Origin of the sequence: Pseudarthrobacter enclensis, from assembly GCF_030811655.1 — a bacterium.
GTDB classification, from domain to species: Bacteria; Actinomycetota; Actinomycetes; order Actinomycetales; family Micrococcaceae; genus Arthrobacter; species Arthrobacter enclensis_A.
In genome coordinates, this window is the sequence record NZ_JAUSRE010000006.1 from 25,287 (window position 1) to 42,914 (window position 17,628).

A 17,628-nucleotide genomic window follows, 5' to 3' on the forward strand; every position below is an offset into this window, starting at 1 on the left:
TCAGAACGCCCGCCGGGCAAGGCCGACTGCGTCACACATCACATCTATGACAGCTGCATTAACGTCTTCCCCGAGCCGGGTGAAGAGCCGTACCTGCTCCACCGCCTGGTACAGCAGCATCTCCAGGCCCGGCACCACGCGGCCGCCGCCGGCCTGCCAAACGGAGGCGATAAGGCTGGGCCAGGGATCGTACGCCACGTCCAGCAGCACGCCGGGCGTGGTGGTTTTCAAAGCCGCAATTTCCGCGGCGAGTCCGTCGGCCGCGCGGGGCGGCAGCGTGGAAATTACGACGTCGGCTTCCGCGGTTGCGCTGGCGGCACCAGCCAGTGGGCGGATCTCCAGGGAGATACCAAGGCTGTCCGCAGCCCGGCGCACCTCTCCCGTCCGGGAAGCGTCGCGGACGAACACCTGCACTGTTCGGGTTCCCATGTCCTTGAGGGCGGCCACGGCCGACGCAGCAGTCCCCCCACCGCCCAGGACCACGGCGGATGGTGCTGCGGCAGTGCCGGCATGGCGGAGCGCGTTGACGATGCCCGTGACGTCCGTGTTGGAGCCCACCGTCCTCACGCCGCCGCCGGACTCCTCGAATGTGACTGTGTTGACCACACCAAGGGTCCGGGCCACGCCCCGTACCTCATCAACCTGCGAGAGCACCGCCGTTTTCAAAGGCATGGTGACGGACAGCCCGCGCCAACCCGGCTGGTTCCGGATCTGCCGCATGAAGGACGGCAGCAGCTCCTCCGTCACGTCGATGGCCGTGTAGCTGATGCCGGCCCCCAACTGCCCGTAGGCCGAAAGGTGCAGCGCAGGGGACTTTGAATGGCTGATCGGGTGGCCCAGGACGGCAGCCCGCAGGCTCATGTGCAGCGGCCAGGGTTGGCCTGGCACCACGCGTTGTACTGCTCCACGTAGGTGTTGTGTTCAGCCAGCGTCTTGGCGAACTTGGTTTCCTTGGTGTCCAGGTTCACGGTCACCCAGAACAGGTAGTCATTGGCTTTGGGCTTGGCAGCTGCATCGATCGCGGTCTTGCCCGGAGACCCGATGGGTCCCGGAGGCAGGCCCGGGTTCGCGTACGTGTTGTAAGGGTTGGACTTGTCCTTGCGCTGCTCATCGGTGAAGTTGAAGCTCCTGGTGCCCAGGCCGTAGGTGACGGTGGAGTCGACCTGCAGGAAACCGCCGGTCTGGTCGTTGGGCTTGAGCCTGTTGTAAATGGCGCCGGCCACGTCGCCATAGTCTGCCTGGCCGCCCTCGGCCTGGACGATGCTGGCCACGGTGACAACTTCATACTGCTTGGCGGGGTCGGTAATACCCTGCGATACCAGTTCATCGGTGGTGGCTTTCACCAGCGCCTGGAGTATGTCCTTGGCAGGAGTTCCCAAGGGGAAGCGGTACTCGCCGGGCGCCAGGTAGCCTTCGAGGTTCTTGGCCTTGGCGGGCAGGCCGAACTGTGCCGGCTGGTTACTCAACGCCTGGAGCTGCTGCATTGAGATCCCGGAGCCCTCGGAAATGGCCTGCAGGGATTCGCCGATGCGCAGGCCTGCACTCAAGGCGAAGTAGATGACCTTGGTCTTGTCCTTGCCGAGCAGGACATTCACTGCGTCGGCGTTCTTCATCTCCGTCTTGAAGGTGTAATCGCCCGGCGACAGCGTTCCGCCGGAGGCGTGGAACGCCTGCAGGAAGGTATCCGCATTGGCAACAACGCGCTGGCTTTCCAGCTCGGTGGCAACAGACCGGGTTCCTTCGCCACTTTGTACCTTGACCTGGACCTCTCCTGTTCCAGGGCCTGGGAAATCCGACGGCTTGCCGCCGCCGAGGAGGGGTTTGAGGAACTGCGCACCCACGGCCACTGCTGTCACGAAGACAGCCAGCGTCAGGAAAAGGGCCAGCAGGCGGCGGCGACGGCGGACCTTCTTCGAGGGCCGTTTCACTTCCTGCGTTGCCGACGGCGCCGGAAGCAGTCCGTGAACCGCGTCGTGGTGGGCTACGTCGTCGTGGTAGCCGGCGGGGTCGTATGCGTGGTCGCCGTGCACGTCTTCCGGGAAGTCGTGGGCAGGGAAGTCGTGCTGCAGGCCTTCATCGTGGTGCAGGTTGTCGCCAAGCTGCAGGCCGTCGTCGTGGGCCTCTCCAGCCTGGTGCGGGACAGGCTCGTGGTGGGCAGCATCAAGCCGGGTCCCGTTTCCGTCCCGCAGGACGTCGAAGGGGTGTGCGCCGTCGTCGTGCCCGGAGACAACCGGCACGGATTCTGCAGGGTCCCCGCTGCCGAACGCAGCGGCGGCAGGCTGTTCTTCCTGGATGGACGGCGGTGCTTCGGGTGCCGCCGGAACATCACCCGCCACGGGAAGCGGAGCATAGGTGGAGTCGGCTGCCGGGGACGGGGCTGCGGGCGGGGCTGCGGGGGCCGGCGGAACGTCGAGGGTCTCGTACGCCTGCGGGGGCACTGCATCCTGGCCAGCGGTATTCAGGCTCTTCTCCCGCGCCCGCAGTTCCTTGCGGGTCAGCGGCCTCGCTGCCCCCGTGCCCAGCGGGCTGGAGGTGTCGTCAATGTTGGCAGGGCTCACTGTTGCCTTCCATTATCTGAAGATCGGGCCGTGTCTGCGGAGATGGTGCGGACAGATTCGTCCAGGCCACCGGCCCCCAGGTCCACGGACGGGGATGGCGCTGTCACGCGTGAGCCGACATCCGCTCCCCTGGCTTTCTGCATGTCGATGGCGTGCTGAAGAATACCGGCCGCCGCGACCTGATCAACTACTTTACGGTGGTCCCTGCTGCTCATGCCAGCTTCGTGGAGGTTCCGGTGGGCCGTGACACTGCTCAGGCGCTCATCCACCAGGTTGACCGGGACTGCCAGTCCGCGGCTGGAAAGCTCGGCAGCCAGCAACTGGGCGTAGTCCGTGGCCATCCTCGCAGAGGCGTGTTCTTCGCCCTTAAGGGTCCTGGGCAGTCCCACGAAAACCTGGACCGCCCCGAGTTCCTCAGCCAGCCTGGCAATGACGCGCACGTCTGAGTTCTTCTTGGGGTTCCGGTCCAGGGTCTTGTAGGGCGTGGCAAGGATGGAGTCCCGGTCACAGATCGCCACCCCTACCCGGACGGTGCCGACGTCCACCCCCAGTTTGACCCCCTGGGGGCAGCCGCCGGCAGCAACAGGATTGGTCATGGCGGGATTAGCGCGCCGAAATGGCGTTGACGACGGCGGACAGTGCCGCGCCAACCTTTCCGGCGTCGGTCCCTCCACCCTGGGCAACATCGTCCTTGCCGCCGCCGCCACCGCCGAGCACACCGGCGGCGACACGCACCAGCGCTCCGGCCTTGACTCCGGCTTCGCGGGCGGCCTCATTGGTCGCCACCAGGATCAGCGGGCGGTCGTTGGCGACGCCGGCGACGGCCACCGCGGCAGCCTCGGAGCCCAACCGGTTGCGCAGGTCCAGGGCCAGTCCGCGGAGGTCGTCCGCACCACTGACGGTGCCGGCGTCATGGGCCACCACCCGGACACCGGCGGCGTCCTGGGCGGTGTTGACCAGCTGCGCCGCAGCAGCGGCCAGCTGCTCCTTGCGCAGCCGGTCCAGTTCCTTCTCCGTGGCCTTCAGCTTGGCCAGGGTGGCGGATATCCGGTCGGCGAGCTGGCCGGACGGGACCTTCAGCAGGTCCGTCAGCTCCGTCACCAACGCGCGCTCGGCGGCGAGGTGGCGGAAGGCCTCCATGCCCACGAAGGCTTCAACGCGGCGGTTGCCCGAACCGACGGACTGCTCGCCAAGGAGGGACAAGCTGCCGATGAGCGAGGTGTTGGCAACATGGGTGCCGCCGCACAGTTCGCGTGACCACGCGCCGTCGATCTCCACCACGCGTACTTCGCTGCCGTAGTTTTCGCCGAACAGCGCCATGGCCCCCATGGCCTTGGCTTCGGCAAGTCCCATGATCTTTGTTTCCACCGCGTAGTTGTTGCGGATGGCCAGGTTGGAGACCTCTTCAATCTCGGACCGGGTTGCGGTGCTCAGTCCTTCACCCCAGGCAAAGTCAAAGCGCAGGTACCCGGCCTTGTTGAAGGATCCACGCTGGGTGGCTTCCGGCCCGAGGATCTGGTGCAGGGCAGCGTGCACGATGTGCGTGCCCGTGTGCGCCTGCTCCGCGGCGTGCCGGCGTTCACGGTCGACGGCGGCACGCACCAGCGAGTCTGCGCCGATTTCGCCTTCGCGGACAATCGCCTTGTGGACGCTCAGGCCCTTGATGGGCCGCTGGACGTCCAGGACTTCGACGACGAAGCCGTCGCCGGTGATGAGGCCGGTGTCGGCGGCCTGGCCGCCGGCTTCGGCGTAGAACGGGGTTTCGGCGAGCACGAGTTCGATCTCGTCGCCGGTGGCTGCCTGCTGCACCTGGCGGCCGGCGCTGAGCAGGCCGCGGACGCGGGACTCACCCTCGAGCTCCGTGTAGCCGGTGAAGACGGTCTCGCCCTGGCCCAGGAGTTCCTGGAAGACGCTGACGTCGGCGTGGCCGCCCTTCTTGCCCTTGGCATCTGCCTGGGCGCGCTGGCGCTGTTCCTGCATGAGGCTGCGGAAGGCCGCCTCATCCACCTTCAGGCCGGCTTCCTCGGCCATCTCAAGCGTGAGGTCGATGGGGAATCCGTAGGTGTCATGCAGGGTGAAGGCGTCCTCGCCGGACAAGGGCTTGTTGGCGGCCTTGGATTCCTTGACCGCGTCCTCGAGCCGTGCAGTGCCGGACGCAATGGTGCGCAGGAACGCCTTCTCCTCGGCGTAGGCGATGCGGCTGATCCGTGCGAAGTCCGTCTCCACCACGGGGTATACGCCCTTCATGGCATCCCGGGAAGCCGGCAGCAGCTCCGGCAGGCAGGCCTGTTCGACGCCCAGCAGGCGCATGGAACGCACGGCACGGCGGATCAGGCGGCGGAGGACATAGCCGCGGCCCTCGTTGGAGGGAGTCACGCCGTCGGAGATCAGCATCAGGGCCGAGCGGATGTGGTCGGCCACAACGCGCATGCGGACGTCGTCAGTGTGGTGGGGATCCTCAGGAGTCTCTGCGGAGGTGTACTCCTTGCCGGACAGTTCCGCGGCCTTGTCGATGACCGGACGGACCTGGTCGGTCTCGTACATGTTCTCGACGCCCTGCAGGATCATGGCGAGGCGTTCCATGCCCAGACCGGTGTCGATGTTCTTCTTGGGCAACTCACCCACAATGTCGAAATCGACCTTGGAGCGCACGTTTTCGATCTGGTACTGCATGAAAACGAGGTTCCAGATCTCGATGTAGCGGGTCTCGTCAGCCAGCGGGCCGCCTTCGACGCCGTAGGCCGGGCCGCGGTCGTAGTAGATCTCGGAGCACGGCCCGGCAGGACCAGGCTGGCCCGTTGACCAGTAGTTGTCCGACTTGCCCATGCGCTGGATGCGTTCAGCGGGGACGCCGGTGTTCTTGAGCCAGAGTTCCTCGGCTTCGTCATCCTCCTCATAGACCGTCACCCACAGCCGTTCGGGCGCAAGGCCGTAGCCGCCATCGTCAACGCTGGTGGTGAGCAGCTCCCAGGCGAACTTGATGGCGTCTTCCTTGAAGTAGTCGCCAAAGGAGAAGTTGCCGCACATCTGGAAGAACGTGCCGTGGCGCGCGGTCTTGCCCACTTCCTCGATGTCGCCGGTGCGGATGCACTTCTGCACGCTGGTGGCACGGGAGTAGGGCGGTTCCTCGCGGGCGGTGAGGTAGGGAATGAACGGGACCATGCCGGCCACCGTGAACAGCAGCGAGGGGTCGCTGGAGACCAGCGACGCGGAGGGAACCGCGGTGTGGCCCTTGCTGACAAAAAAGTCCACCCAGCGCTTTGTGATCTCCTGCGACTTCATGAGCTGTTTTCTTACCCTTCTTGGTCCGCGCCCATGGGGCACGGATATTTCGTTCAGGTGGCGGTTTCCCGGATCGGGTCCCTGCCGGTTGTTGGCTGGCTGCCGGTGACGGGCCCTGGGGGCCTAGCGGCGAACCACTTCCGCGGACTCGATGCCGAGCGCGGTCCTCAGGTCGGTTTCCCGTTCCTGCATTCCTGCGCGGACGGCGTCGGCGAAGTCATATACACCGTCGGCAAGCCGGCCCACAGCGCGGTTGAGGCCTTCGGGTCCAAGGCTGGACTGGGCCTGGCTCACTTTACGGAAGGCGATGACGCCAATGGCCACGCCGATTCCCATCCACACAATTCTTTTCATCGTCTTCTTTTCGAATCTAGCGGCTGCGGCGCCCGGCAGCGGGCTTCCGGCGGTTGGCGAAAGCGCTGCGCACGCCGTAGCTGAACGCGGCAACCTTGATCAGCGGGGAACCCACCGTGGCGGCAACCAGCGACGACAGGGCGGAGATGTTTGCGGAGGCGTCCGAAACGTTCGACGAAATTCCGTCCACCTTCTTCAACTGCTGGTTGGTGGTGGAAACGGTGGCGGTGACCTCATCCATGAGGGGGGTGGCACCGTCGCTCAGGGACCTGATGGTGGTCCGTACCTCATCGAAGACCTTCCCCAATTTCAGGATGGGGACCGCAAGCAACAGGACCAGGAGTGCAAAAACTCCGGCAGCGATCAGGCCGGCAATATCGCCACCAGTCATAGACGTTCATCTCCTCGAAATTCCGTGGTTGGGTTCCGTCCTGCACACGCCCGGAAGGGTGGAGCGCAGATGTCCCCCAAGTACCTTACATACAAAGAAGCCCGCGGCGCTTGCCACGGGCTTCTTTGGATACGCTGCTGGGATTTAGCGTGCGTAGAATTCGACGACGAGCTGCTCTTCGCAGGTCACCGGGATTTCCGAACGCTTGGGGCGGCGGACCAGGCGTGCCTGCAGGGCCTCCAGCTTGACGTCCAGGTAGGCCGGAACGGCAGGCAGGACGTCGCGGTGGCCACCGGCTGCGGCAACCTGGAGCGGAACCATGGTCTCGCTGCGGGTGTGGACGTGGACCAGCTGGCCCTCGCCGACGCGGAACGACGGGCGGTCAACGCGGATGCCGTCAACCATGATGTGGCGGTGCACAACCAGCTGGCGGGCCTGGGCGATGGTGCGGGCGAAGCCGGCACGCAGGACCAGGGCGTCAAGGCGCATTTCGAGCAGTTCGATGAGGTTTTCACCGGTCAGGCCCTTGGTGCGGCGGGCCTCTTCGAAGGCACGGGTCATCTGTGCTTCGCGGATGCCGTACTGGGCGCGCAGGCGCTGCTTTTCGCGCAGACGAACGGCGTAGTCGGAGTCCTGCTTCTTGCGGGCACGGCCATGCTCACCGGGGCCGTACGGGCGGCGCTCCATGTACTTGGCGGCCTTGGGGGTCAGAGCAATGCCGAGGGACCGCGAGAGGCGGGCCTGACGGCGAGCACGAGTGTTGTTAGCCACTTGTGTCCTTCCAATATCTGCGGCGTGTCAGTGTTACTGGCCTCCATCATGGAGAGCATCGGCCAACCGCTGCCTTTTGCTACTGGGCGCAGGGCATAACCTGTCCAACTGAAATTGGGGAGATTGTGCGCCGGCGCCTTGCCAGACAAGGATTCAGCTTACCACGTGGTTACTTGCCCCGGACAATCTTCCGCAGCCGCTCAAGCCGCTGGGCAATATCCCGTTCAGCGCCGTTGCCGGTTGGCTGGTAATAGTCCCGGCCCACCAGGTCATCCGGGGGATACTGCTGGGCTGCCACTCCGTGCGGCGCGTCGTGCGCGTACTTGTAGCCCACACCGTGGCCAAGCTGCTTGGACCCGGGATAGTGGGCGTCGCGCAGGTGGGCGGGTATGCCCACGCCGAGTCCTGCACGGACGTCCGCGATCGCCATGTTGATACCCATGTAGGCGGCGTTCGACTTCGGCGCCGTGGCGAGGTGGACTACGGCCTCGGCCAGGATGATCCGCCCTTCGGGCATGCCGATGAGCTGAACCGCCTGCGCTGCGGCTACCGCGGTCTGGAGCGCCGTGGGGTCGGCCATGCCCACATCCTCCGCCGCGGAGATGACGATCCGGCGCGCAACGAACCGCGGGTCCTCCCCCGCTTCGAGCATCCGTGCGAGGTAATGCAGGGCCGCGTCCACGTCCGAACCCCTGATGGACTTGATGAAGGCGCTGGCAACGTCGTAGTGCTGGTCGCCGGCGCGATCATAGCGGACGGCGGCGGCGTCCAGGGCGCGTTCGGTGTGGTGCAATTCCACGGTGGCCGGGGCGTCGGGCGCCCCCTCCGCCCCCACCGGACGCTCGACGTCGTCCGCGTCACCGAAAGCGACGCCCGCCGCAGCCTCAAGCGCCGTGAGTGCCCTGCGCGCATCCCCGCCGGACAGCCGGACCAGGTGCTCCAGTGCTTCGTCGCTGAGGCTGACGTTGCCGCCCAGCCCGCGCGGGTCCTCCACGGCCCGCAACAGCAGGCCCTCGATGTCCGCGTCGGTCAGGGGCTTGAGCGTGAGGAGCAGGGAGCGGGACAACAGGGGCGAGACCACCGAGAAGGACGGGTTCTCCGTAGTGGCGGCCACCAGGACCACCCAGCGGTTTTCGACGCCGGGCAGCAGCGCGTCCTGCTGGGCCTTGTTGAAGCGGTGGATCTCGTCCAGGAACAACACCGTGGTGGTTTTGTACAGGTCCCGGGCCGTCAGCGCATCGTCCATCACCCGGCGGACATCCTTGACGCCGGCAGTGATGGCGGACAGCTCCACGAACTTCCGGCCCGGTCCACGGGCAATGACGTGCGCCAGGGTGGTCTTGCCGGTTCCGGGAGGTCCCCAGAGGATCAGGGAGCTGGGACCGGCGGGACCGGCGGCGTCGGCGCCTGCTCCTGCTGCGAGCTGGCGCAGCGGCGACCCCTGGCCGAGCAGGTGCTGCTGGCCCACCACCTCGTCGAGGGTGCGGGGACGCATGCGGACGGCGAGCGGACTCCGCGGCGAACCAGTCCCCCTTGCACCCTGTCCACGGGAAGCGGCGCCTGTCCCTCCAACGGGACGGTCGTCGTCGTCGTTTTCTGGCCCGTTGCCGAAGAGATCATCCACATAGATAGGCTACTTCCAGTCCAGCACCTGTTTTTCCCCGGCCTTCCCGCCGGTCCCCTGATACTTGAGGAACCGCCATGCCCGCCCCAGGTTCGCCCGGCACACCGCCCCCAGTCCGGACGGCATTCGTTTCCGGTGCCCGGCTGGCCGGCTGGGCGAAGCGCTTCGGCGCCTCCCACGGCGGCTACCGGATGCAGGATGACGACGACGGCCTCCGCCTTGTGGCAGGCGACGGCGCGGAAGCACTGCTGCAGCCGCCCTGGCCGGCAGACGGACGCCCGGGACGCGGCGACGGACCCCTGGAGCGGCTGGCTGCCCTTGCGTCGCAGCCGCGCCGGCTGGGACTGCTGCTGGTACGGCGCGGCGGTTACGGCGTCGGGGTGGCAACCGAAGGCGTGTTGCTTGCAGCGAAGGCCGGCACCAGGTACGTGCAGTCCCGAACCGCCGCCGGGGGCCAGTCCCAGCAACGCTTTGCCCGGCGCCGTTCCAACCAGGCGGACGCGCTGGTGGCGGCGGTGGCGGAGCAGGCAAGGCTGGTCTTCGCCGGCCACGCCTTCGAATATGTAGTGCCGGGCGGTGACAGGTCACTGGCTGACCTGGTCCTTGAAGAACCCCTGATGCGTGACTACGCACGCCTGCCGCGCCTTGCTTACCTTGATGTGGTTGAGCCCCGGGCCGCCGTGTTGAAGAAGGCGGCGGCGGACGCCTGCTCGGTGCGGATCACGGTGACGGATGCCTAGGACGGTGGAAGTCAGGCGTGCTTCCGGCAGGGTCGCCATGCAATACAGGCCGCCTTGGTTGCTCCCGGCGGGAAGGGCAAGGCGCCCGACGGCGGCGCGCCGGCCGTCATCGTCCCGGGCCAAGGCATACAGAGACGGGCAGCCTCGGAGAATCTTCCCGGCCACGGCCAGGGCGTCCTCCCCGCCGCGGCCGTCCACCGTCCACCAAACCCGCAGCCACTCCTGCGACGGTTCCATGGAGAGCTCCACCGCCGGCCTGGCACCTGCGGGAACCGGGACGTCCGTGGCGCGGCGCGTCATTACCAAGGTCTCGGACTGGCTGGTGAAGCCCTCGGCGTCCAGCAGCTGGTGGAGTGCGGATGCTGCCGGGGTGTCGAAGAGCTGGAAGATGACCGGCAGCCGCCGGCTGCGGTACCAGGACCGCGCCTCGCGGAGCAGGGCGGGAAGGTTCTGCTCCGAATGACCGGAAAGGTCACGCGGCCAGACCGAGTTGGCCCGCTGGGTGACGCCTTCCGCCGCCCTGAGGATCCAGCCGCCTGCCGCTTGCTTCTCCAGGGCCGGCCAGGCGGCATCCATGGCGTTTTCAAGGTCCACGGCCATGGGCCGGATATGGCTCTCGGTGGACACCGGCTTCTCCTTCACGAACGGCTGTAAACGGCAGGAGGTCCCCCGGCGGACCGGGGAACCTCCGTGAGTACGGCGCGGCCGCGCTCCCTGTGTTACTGCTTGCCTTCGGGCTTCTTCTCTTCCGGCTTTTTGGCCTCCGGCTTGAAGTCCACGCCTGCTTCCTTGCGCTGCTGCGGCGTGATGGGGGCCGGCGCCTCGGTGAGGGGGTCGTGGCCGCCGCCGGACTTCGGGAAGGCGATGACGTCCCGGATTGACTCGACTCCTGCCAGCAGCGACACCACGCGGTCCCAGCCAAAGGCGATGCCGCCGTGCGGGGGTGCGCCGTACTTGAAGCCTTCCAGCAGGAAGCCGAACTTGGTCTGGGCGTCCTCCCTGTCCAGGCCCATCAGCTCGAAGACGCGTTCCTGCACCTCGCGCTGGTGGATACGGATGGAGCCGCCGCCAATTTCGTTGCCGTTGCAGACAATGTCATAGGCATAGGACAGCGCCGACTCGGGATCCTTGTCGAAGGTGTCCAGGAATTCCGGCTTGGGTGAGGTGAAGGCGTGGTGCACAGCGGTCCACTGTCCTCCGCCGACGGCGACGTCGCCGGAGGCAACGGCGGCAGCTGCCGGCTCGAACATGGGTGCGTCCACAACCCAGCAGAATGCCCACGCGTTGGGATCGATCAGGCCGGTGCGGTGGCCGATCTCCACGCGGGCAGCACCCAGGAGGGCACGCGAGGGCGTCTTCTCACCCGCCGCGAAGAAGATGCAGTCGCCGGGCTTGGCACCTACGGCGTCGGCCAGTCCCGCGCGCTCGATTTCCGTGAGGTTCTTGGCGACCGGACCGGCGAGCTCGCCGTCCTCCTTGTACAGGACGTACGCCAGGCCCTTGGCGCCGCGCTGCTTGGCCCATTCCTGCCAGGCATCCAGGGCGCGGCGTGCCTGCGAAGCGCCGCCCGGCATGACCACGGCGCCCACGTAGGGAGCCTTGAACACGCCGAAATTCGTGTCCTTGAAGAATTCGGTGAGCTCGGTCAGCTCCTGGCCGAAACGGAGATCCGGCTTGTCCGAACCGTACCGGGCCATGGCGTCGGCGTAGGTGATGCGCCGGATGGGCGTGGGGATGTCCACTCCGATGAGCTGCCACACGGCCTTGACGATGTTTTCGCCCAGCCGGATGATGTCGTCCTGGTCAACGAAGCTCGCTTCAATGTCCAGCTGGGTGAATTCCGGCTGCCGGTCGGCACGGAAGTCTTCGTCGCGGTAGCAGCGTGCGATCTGGTAGTACTTCTCGAAGCCGCCCACCTGCAGCAACTGCTTGAAAAGCTGCGGGGACTGTGGGAGGGCGTACCACGAACCCGGGGCCAGGCGTGCCGGAACCAGGAAGTCCCGGGCGCCTTCCGGCGTCGAACGCGTCAGCGTGGGGGTCTCGATCTCCACGAAGCCCTCCTGGTGCAGCAGGTCGCGGGCCACGCGGTTGGCTTCGGAGCGGAGGCGCAGGTTGCGGCTGGGGCCGGGGCGGCGCAGGTCCAGGTACCGGTGCTTGAGGCGGGCTTCCTCGCCGACTTCCACGTGCTCATCAATCTGGAACGGCAAGGGGTCCGAGGTGTTGAGGATGGTGACGTCCTCGGCAATGACCTCGATCTCGCCGGTTGCCAGCGCAGGATTCTCGTTGCCTTCCGGACGCCTGGAGACAGTGCCCTTGACCTGCAAGACGTACTCGTTGCGCAGTCCGTGGAACACTTCTTCCTCGCGGACCACCACTTGGGCGACGCCGGAAGCGTCGCGCAGGTCCACGAATGCCACACCACCGTGATCACGACGGCGGCCCACCCAGCCGGCCAGGGTTACGGTTTGTCCAATGTGCTCGGAGCGAAGGGATCCGAGGTCATGTGTGCGCAGCACAGCACGCCTTTCTGCGGGAAAACAGTGGGAAGTTCAATATGATCGTTGCGGGAACGATCCCGTTCGAGTTTACCCGCTGGAAAGGGACTGCCGCCGCATGAGCGAACCGCAGCAGCTGCAACGCCGCTTGGGAACCTTCGATGCCACGGCCATTGGCCTCGGTTCCATGCTGGGCGCCGGCGTGTTTGTGGTATTCGCCCCCGCGGCCGCGCTTGCGGGGAATTTGCTGGTCCTGGCCGTGGCGGTTGCGGGCGTTGTGGCGTACTGCAATGCCGTTGCTTCCGCAGCCCTCGCCGCGAAGTACCCCACCAGCGGCGGGACCTATGTGTACGGCCGCAAACAGCTCGGTGAGTGGTCGGGCTTTATTGCCGGATGGGGTTTCGTGACGGGCAAGACGGCATCGTGCGCGGCCATGGCTTTGACATTCGGCAGTTACGTGGCGCGGGACTATGCCGTACCGGTGGCCGTAGCCGCCGTGGTGGCCCTCACCGGCGTCAACCTGCTGGGCATTACCCGTACCGCCCTGCTGACGCGGATCCTGCTGTGCATGGTCCTGGCAACGCTCGTGTTTGTTGCCATCGCCTCGGTGCTGGGTCCGCACCCTGCCGCAGGGACAGCGGGCACGCAGTCCGGCGGACTGGCAGGGGTCCTCCCTGCCGCGGGCCTGATGTTCTTCGCGTTTGCCGGCTACGCCCGGATCGCCACTCTTGGCGAAGAGGTCAGGAATCCGGCGCGGGCCATCCCACGGGCCATTTTGGCGGCCCTGGCAGCCGCCTTCGCTATCTACCTGCTGCTGGCAGTGCTCCTGCTGGCGCATCTCGGAGTGCGGCTTTCCAATTCCGGAGCCCCCTTGCTTGATGCAGTACTGGTCTCCCGTCTTGCCCCTGCTGCGCCGCTGGTGCAGGCGGGCGCCGCCGCCGCGTGCCTGGGCGCGCTCCTCGCGCTGATCACGGGCGTGGGGCGGACCACCCTGGCCATGGCGCGGGAACGCGATCTTCCAGGCCCACTGGCAAAAGTGGGCGGCACCCACACGGTTCCGTTCGTGGCGGAACTTGCCGTGGCCGTCGTCGTCATCCTGCTCCTGCTCACCACCAACGTGATGACGGTAGTGGGCTTCTCAAGCTTCGGTGTGCTGGTGTATTACGCGGTGGCGAACGCGGCTGCCTACACCCTTGCCATCCACCCGGGCTATGCTCCCCGCTGGCTCAACGCGGTGGGTTTCGTAGGGTGCGTGGTCCTTGCCTTCACGCTGCCGGCGGCTCCCGTCCTGACCATGGCTGCGGTCATCGCCGCAGGCATGGCGGGGCGCTGGCTGGCGCTTCGATTCCGGCAGCACCAGCCACGTCGTTAGGCCGGCCACCCCAGCCACGCCCTGGCCCTGCCGGCTAGACCGTAGCTGCCGCCGTGGCCGTGGTCTCTACCTGAACCGCCAGGTCCTCCAGCGGCGGCATCCAGGTTTCGGGGGCTGCCAGTACCTGCTCGCCGGTGCGGATGTCCTTGACCTGGTGGGTACCGTCCTCGTCCGTGAACCAGACGAAGGGAATGCCGCGCCGGTCGGCGAACTTGATCTGCTTGCCGAATTTCTCCGCTTTCGCCGCAACTTCAGTGGGAATACCCCGGCTGCGCAGCAGGGCGGCAACATCCTGGGCGGCCCCCCAGCTGTCGTCATGGTTCAGGGCCACCAGCACCGCGGTAGGGACTGAGCGGGAGGCCTTGGCCAGGTCCTGGCTCAGGATCCGGGACACGAGGCGGGTGACGCCGATGGACAGGCCGACGCCGGGGAACTTGCGGTTGCCTTTGGACGCCAGGGCATCGTAGCGGCCGCCGGAGCAGATGGAGCCCAGCTGCTCGTGGCCCACCAGCACGGTTTCCACCACAGTCCCCGTGTAGTAGTCGAGGCCTCGGGCAATGCTGAGGTCCGCCAGGACCTTGCCCGGGGCCCTCTGCACGGCGGCGTCGATGACCTGTTCCAGTTCGTCCAGGCCTTCATCCAGGAGTTCGTTGCTGACGCCCAGGGCCCGGACCTGGGCCACAAAGGACGTGTCCTCGGTGCGGATGGCAGCCAGCTGCAGGGCCTTGGTCGCCTGCTCGTCGGAAGCGCCGAGTTCAGTCTTCAGCAGCTCGGCCACCTTGGCGGGCCCGATCTTTTCGAGCTTGTCGATGTTGCGCAGGACCCCTGCCGTGTCATCGAGTCCGATGCCGCGGTAGAAGCCCTCAGCGAGTTTCCGGTTGTTGATGCGCAGCCGGAAGTCGGGGATGGGCAGGGCGCTGAGTGCCTCGGCGATCACCAGCGCAATCTCCACGTCGTAGCGGAACGGAAGCTCGCCGTCGCCTACCACGTCGATGTCGGCCTGCGTGAACTCCCGCGCGCGTCCTTCCTGGGGCCGCTCCCCCCGCCACACCTTCTGGATCTGGTACCTGCGGAACGGGAAGGACAAATAGCCGGCGTTCTCCACGACATACCGCGCGAAGGGCACTGTCAGGTCGAAATGCAGGGCAAGCGCGTTGGGATCGGCCTTGCCGCCCTTGACGGGGTTGTCGCTCTCGTCCTCCTGGAGCCGGCTGAGGCCATACACTTCCTTGTCGATCTCCCCCTTGCGGAGTAGCTGGCCCACGGTTTCCACTGCGCGGGTTTCGATCGAGCCGAACCCATGCAATTCAAAGACCCGGCGCAGGGTATCGAGCACATGCAGCTCCACCAGCCGCTCCTCGGGAAGCCACTCGGGGAATCCGGACAGGGAGGCGGTGCGTGCCATGGGGAAGGTTCTCCTTAGGGATGGACGGCACGGCGGGCTGCCTGACGTACCCCATTAAGAGGCAGCGTGCGGCGGCAGCACAGCCAGCCATGCATAAACTATGTGCGGCAGCCAGTTTATGCGGCATCCGTGTGCATCTCTAATGCGGCGGAAGCGGGGAGCCTGGCGCCTGATGACTGCGCCCTGCGGCCAACCGCCGGGCACCAGCAGACCGACGATGAGGAGGACCCTTGGCGGCCAGTTCACGCAGTGCCCGCGAAGCAAAACGGCGCATCCAGCAAATGGAAGCCAAGCGTGAGCTCCGGCGCGGCCAGGAGAAGCGGCGGAAGCGCGACAACCTCGTCGCCGCCGGTGCGGGGGCTGCTGCCGTGGTGCTCGCCGTCGTCCTTCAACTCACCGCATTCGCCGGAAACCCAACGGAGGACGAATACGCTGCCGCGCAGGCAGGACTGGCGGAACCATCCGCCTCGGCGAGCCCGTCCGCCACCCCGTCGGCACCGGCAACCAACGGACCGAACATTCCCGCTGCAGACACTGCGGCCGGCAAGACTTTCACGGGCCAGCTGCTGTTAAACGGCAGCCCGCTTGGCGTGGAAGTGGACGGCACCAAGGCGCCGCAGGCAGCCGCGGTCTTCAAATCGCTCAGCGACCAGGGCTACTTCAACGGCAAGACGTGCCACCGGCTGACCACCGCCGACAAGTTCGGCGTGCTTCAGTGCGGATCCCCCAACGGAGACGGCCAGGGCGACCCCAATTACACGTGGGGCCCGCTGGAGAACACCCCCGCTGACAACACCTACCCTGCTGGCACCATCGCCGTCGCCCGCACGGGCAACAACGCCTACGGCAACGGAACACAGTTCTTCATTGTGTACAAGGACACCGTTATCCCGGCGGACGCTGCCGGGGGCTACACCGTTGTGGGAAAGGTGACGTCCGGCCTGGACGTTGTGTCCAACGTTGCAGCCGCGGGAATCACGCCGGGCGCCAGCGACACGGACGGCGCGCCAAAACAACCAGTCACGATAGACTCGTTTTCTCTGAAGTAGGAAGCCGGGCCGTACAGGCCACGGTGAGCACGTGAGTATTTCCCTCCAAGCGAAAGACTTTTAGCGGTGACAGACAGTCAGAAATCCGACGAAACAGCAACAGACCTGACCGAAACGGCGGCGGCTTCGGACGCCAACGAAGGTACGGACGTACCTGCCGCCCAGTCCCCTGCGGCCCCGGAGGCTCCCGCGGCACCGGCACCTGCTTCCGGCCCGCGGCCGTCTGCACCCTCACCCGCAGCCTTCGCATCGCGGCCCAAGCCGGCTGCCGCTGCCCCGGCCGCAGCTCCGGTTCCTGCCGCGCCCAGCACGTCTGTTGCCGAAGCGTCCAAATGGGGACGTGTGGAGGGAGACGGCCACGTCTACCTGAACATCGACGGCGGAGAGCACCCCGTCGGCCAGTACCCCGGCGTCAGCGACGACGAAGCCCTGCTTTACTTCGCGCGGAAGTACGACGACGTGGTGGCGCAGATCGTGCTGCTGGAGCAGCGGGTCAGCTCCAAGGCCCCCAGCACAGACATGCACAAGACGGTGACGCACCTGCATGAACAGCTGGCCGAACGCAACATGGTGGGCGACCTCCGCGCGGCCGAGGCACGATTGGACAAACTGTCCGGCCAGATCGCCGAGCTGGAGAAGGCCGAAAAGGCCGAGCACGACGCCGTGCGCGCCTCCGAGCTGGCAGCGCGTGAAGCCATCGTTGCCGAGGCCGAACAGATTTCCGGCCAGGATCCGTCCCAGACGCAGTGGAAGACCTCCAGCGCCCGGATGAACGAGCTTTTTGAGAACTGGAAGGCAGCCCAGAAGAGCGGCGTGCGGCTGGGCCGCAGCAACGAAGACGCACTGTGGAAGCGGTTCCGTGCCGCCCGGACCGTCTTCGACCGCCACCGGCGGGCCTACTTCTCCCAGCTGGACAGCAACAACTCCGCCGCGAAGGCCGCCAAGGAGAAGCTGATTGCCGAGGCTGAGGCCTTGTCAACATCCACGGACTGGGGTTACGCCGCCGGCGAGTACCGCAGGCTGATGGATCAGTGGAAGGCGTCCCCGCGGGCCAGCCGCAAGGATGACGACGCGCTGTGGGCCAGGTTCCGTGCCGCCCAGGACGTCTTCTTCACCTCCCGCCAGGCCGCCAACGACGAGATCGACCAGGAATACGCCGCGAACCTCACGGTCAAGGAAGCGCTTCTGGAAGAGGCCAACACCATCCTCCCGGTCAAGGACCTGGCGGCGGCGAAGAAGGCACTCCAGTCCATCCGCGACCGTTGGGAAGAGGCAGGCAAGGTGCCCCGCGCCGACATGGGCCGGGTTGAGGCCGGCCTGCGGAAGGTGGAGGACGCCGTTCGCCAGGCGGAGGAAGAGCAGTGGCAGCGGTCCAACCCGGAGCGCAAGGCACGCACCAACAGCGCGCTGTCCCAGCTGGAATCAGCCATCGCAGGCCTTCAGGAAGACCTGGCCACGGCTGAGAAGAGCGGCAACGAGGGCAAGATCAAGGCGGCCCGCGAAGCCCTGGAGGCGCGCCAGGCCTGGCTCGACCAGATCCAGCGTTCGGCAAGCGAGCTCTCCTGACTTTTTCGGCCAGCTGACGCG

The 17,628-nt window shown here is 66.6% G+C and carries 14 protein-coding genes and 1 pseudogene; 4 read left to right on the top strand and 11 right to left on the bottom strand.

Translation table 11 applies throughout. From position 1 onward, the window contains the following. The 8 genes from J2X98_RS07200 to J2X98_RS07235 form a co-directional block, all read right to left on the bottom strand. The gene (locus J2X98_RS07200) at positions 1-861 is read right to left on the bottom strand and encodes a shikimate dehydrogenase (RefSeq protein WP_141941554.1); all 861 of its coding nucleotides are present in this window, start codon (positions 859-861) and stop codon (positions 1-3) included. Beyond that, complete coding sequence (gene mltG / locus J2X98_RS07205) at positions 858-2,558, bottom strand: endolytic transglycosylase MltG (RefSeq protein ID WP_307306071.1); 1,701 nt, start codon at positions 2,556-2,558, stop codon at positions 858-860. The genes J2X98_RS07200 and mltG overlap by 4 nt, the downstream gene beginning before the upstream one ends. After that, a complete protein-coding gene (gene ruvX, locus J2X98_RS07210; RefSeq protein WP_307306074.1) occupies positions 2,555-3,154 on the bottom strand; it encodes a Holliday junction resolvase RuvX in 600 nt (199 codons plus the stop codon). The genes mltG and ruvX overlap by 4 nt, the downstream gene beginning before the upstream one ends. Before the next feature lie 7 nt (positions 3,155-3,161). Then, positions 3,162-5,840: an alanine--tRNA ligase gene (gene alaS, locus J2X98_RS07215; RefSeq protein ID WP_141941560.1), complete on the bottom strand. Its 2,679-nt coding sequence runs from the start codon at positions 5,838-5,840 to the stop codon at positions 3,162-3,164. Positions 5,841-5,963: 123 nt separating this feature from the next. After that, a complete protein-coding gene (locus tag J2X98_RS07220; RefSeq protein ID WP_307306079.1) occupies positions 5,964-6,194 on the bottom strand; it encodes a DUF6167 family protein in 231 nt (76 codons plus the stop codon). 16 nt (positions 6,195-6,210) lie between these two features. Further along, complete coding sequence (locus tag J2X98_RS07225) at positions 6,211-6,585, bottom strand: DUF948 domain-containing protein (RefSeq protein ID WP_141941563.1); 375 nt, start codon at positions 6,583-6,585, stop codon at positions 6,211-6,213. A gap of 144 nt (positions 6,586-6,729) precedes the next feature. Then, complete coding sequence (rpsD, locus tag J2X98_RS07230; protein ID WP_141941565.1) at positions 6,730-7,356, bottom strand: 30S ribosomal protein S4; 627 nt, start codon at positions 7,354-7,356, stop codon at positions 6,730-6,732. A 169-nt stretch (positions 7,357-7,525) separates the two neighbouring features. Next, positions 7,526-8,980 (bottom strand): replication-associated recombination protein A, encoded by a 1,455-nt coding sequence (locus J2X98_RS07235; protein ID WP_307306085.1) that lies wholly within the window; start codon positions 8,978-8,980, stop codon positions 7,526-7,528. Between the two features lie 77 nt (positions 8,981-9,057). On the opposite strand from J2X98_RS07235, the gene J2X98_RS07240 reads away from it, so the two are divergent. Continuing rightward, a complete protein-coding gene (locus J2X98_RS07240; RefSeq protein ID WP_307306088.1) occupies positions 9,058-9,720 on the top strand; it encodes an acVLRF1 family peptidyl-tRNA hydrolase in 663 nt (220 codons plus the stop codon). A gap of 42 nt (positions 9,721-9,762) precedes the next feature. Here J2X98_RS07240 and J2X98_RS22310 read toward each other — a convergent pair. Next, positions 9,763-10,320 (bottom strand): annotated as a pseudogene (locus tag J2X98_RS22310) (GNAT family N-acetyltransferase, cg3035/Rv0428c family); the annotation flags it as partial. A 119-nt stretch (positions 10,321-10,439) separates the two neighbouring features. Next, the gene (gene aspS / locus J2X98_RS07245) at positions 10,440-12,236 is read right to left on the bottom strand and encodes an aspartate--tRNA ligase (RefSeq protein WP_307306091.1); all 1,797 of its coding nucleotides are present in this window, start codon (positions 12,234-12,236) and stop codon (positions 10,440-10,442) included. Positions 12,237-12,333: 97 nt separating this feature from the next. On the opposite strand from aspS, the gene J2X98_RS07250 reads away from it, so the two are divergent. Continuing rightward, positions 12,334-13,587: an APC family permease gene (locus J2X98_RS07250; RefSeq protein WP_307306095.1), complete on the top strand. Its 1,254-nt coding sequence runs from the start codon at positions 12,334-12,336 to the stop codon at positions 13,585-13,587. 34 nt (positions 13,588-13,621) lie between these two features. Here J2X98_RS07250 and hisS read toward each other — a convergent pair whose 3' ends face one another. Next, positions 13,622-14,992, bottom strand: a complete 1,371-nt coding sequence (hisS, locus tag J2X98_RS07255) for a histidine--tRNA ligase (RefSeq protein ID WP_307306096.1) — start codon at positions 14,990-14,992, stop codon at positions 13,622-13,624. Positions 14,993-15,222: 230 nt separating this feature from the next. Between hisS and J2X98_RS07260 the strand changes: the two genes are divergently transcribed. After that, complete coding sequence (locus J2X98_RS07260) at positions 15,223-16,041, top strand: peptidylprolyl isomerase (RefSeq protein ID WP_307306098.1); 819 nt, start codon at positions 15,223-15,225, stop codon at positions 16,039-16,041. 66 nt (positions 16,042-16,107) lie between these two features. Further along, a complete protein-coding gene (locus J2X98_RS07265) occupies positions 16,108-17,607 on the top strand; it encodes a DUF349 domain-containing protein (RefSeq protein ID WP_307306102.1) in 1,500 nt (499 codons plus the stop codon). The last annotated feature ends 21 nt before the right edge of the window (positions 17,608-17,628 follow it).

Coding starts and splice junctions, on each gene's coding strand:
- J2X98_RS07200 (WP_141941554.1), bottom strand. CDS start 861: ATGAGCCTGCGGGCTGCCGTCCTGGGCCACCCGATCAGCCATTCAAAG.
- ruvX (WP_307306074.1), bottom strand. CDS start 3,154: ATGACCAATCCTGTTGCTGCCGGCGGCTGCCCCCAGGGGGTCAAACTG.
- alaS (WP_141941560.1), bottom strand. CDS start 5,840: ATGAAGTCGCAGGAGATCACAAAGCGCTGGGTGGACTTTTTTGTCAGC.
- J2X98_RS07220 (WP_307306079.1), bottom strand. CDS start 6,194: ATGAAAAGAATTGTGTGGATGGGAATCGGCGTGGCCATTGGCGTCATC.
- J2X98_RS07225 (WP_141941563.1), bottom strand. CDS start 6,585: ATGACTGGTGGCGATATTGCCGGCCTGATCGCTGCCGGAGTTTTTGCA.
- J2X98_RS07240 (WP_307306088.1), top strand. CDS start 9,058: ATGCCCGCCCCAGGTTCGCCCGGCACACCGCCCCCAGTCCGGACGGCA.
- J2X98_RS07250 (WP_307306095.1), top strand. CDS start 12,334: ATGAGCGAACCGCAGCAGCTGCAACGCCGCTTGGGAACCTTCGATGCC.
- hisS (WP_307306096.1), bottom strand. CDS start 14,992: ATGGCACGCACCGCCTCCCTGTCCGGATTCCCCGAGTGGCTTCCCGAG.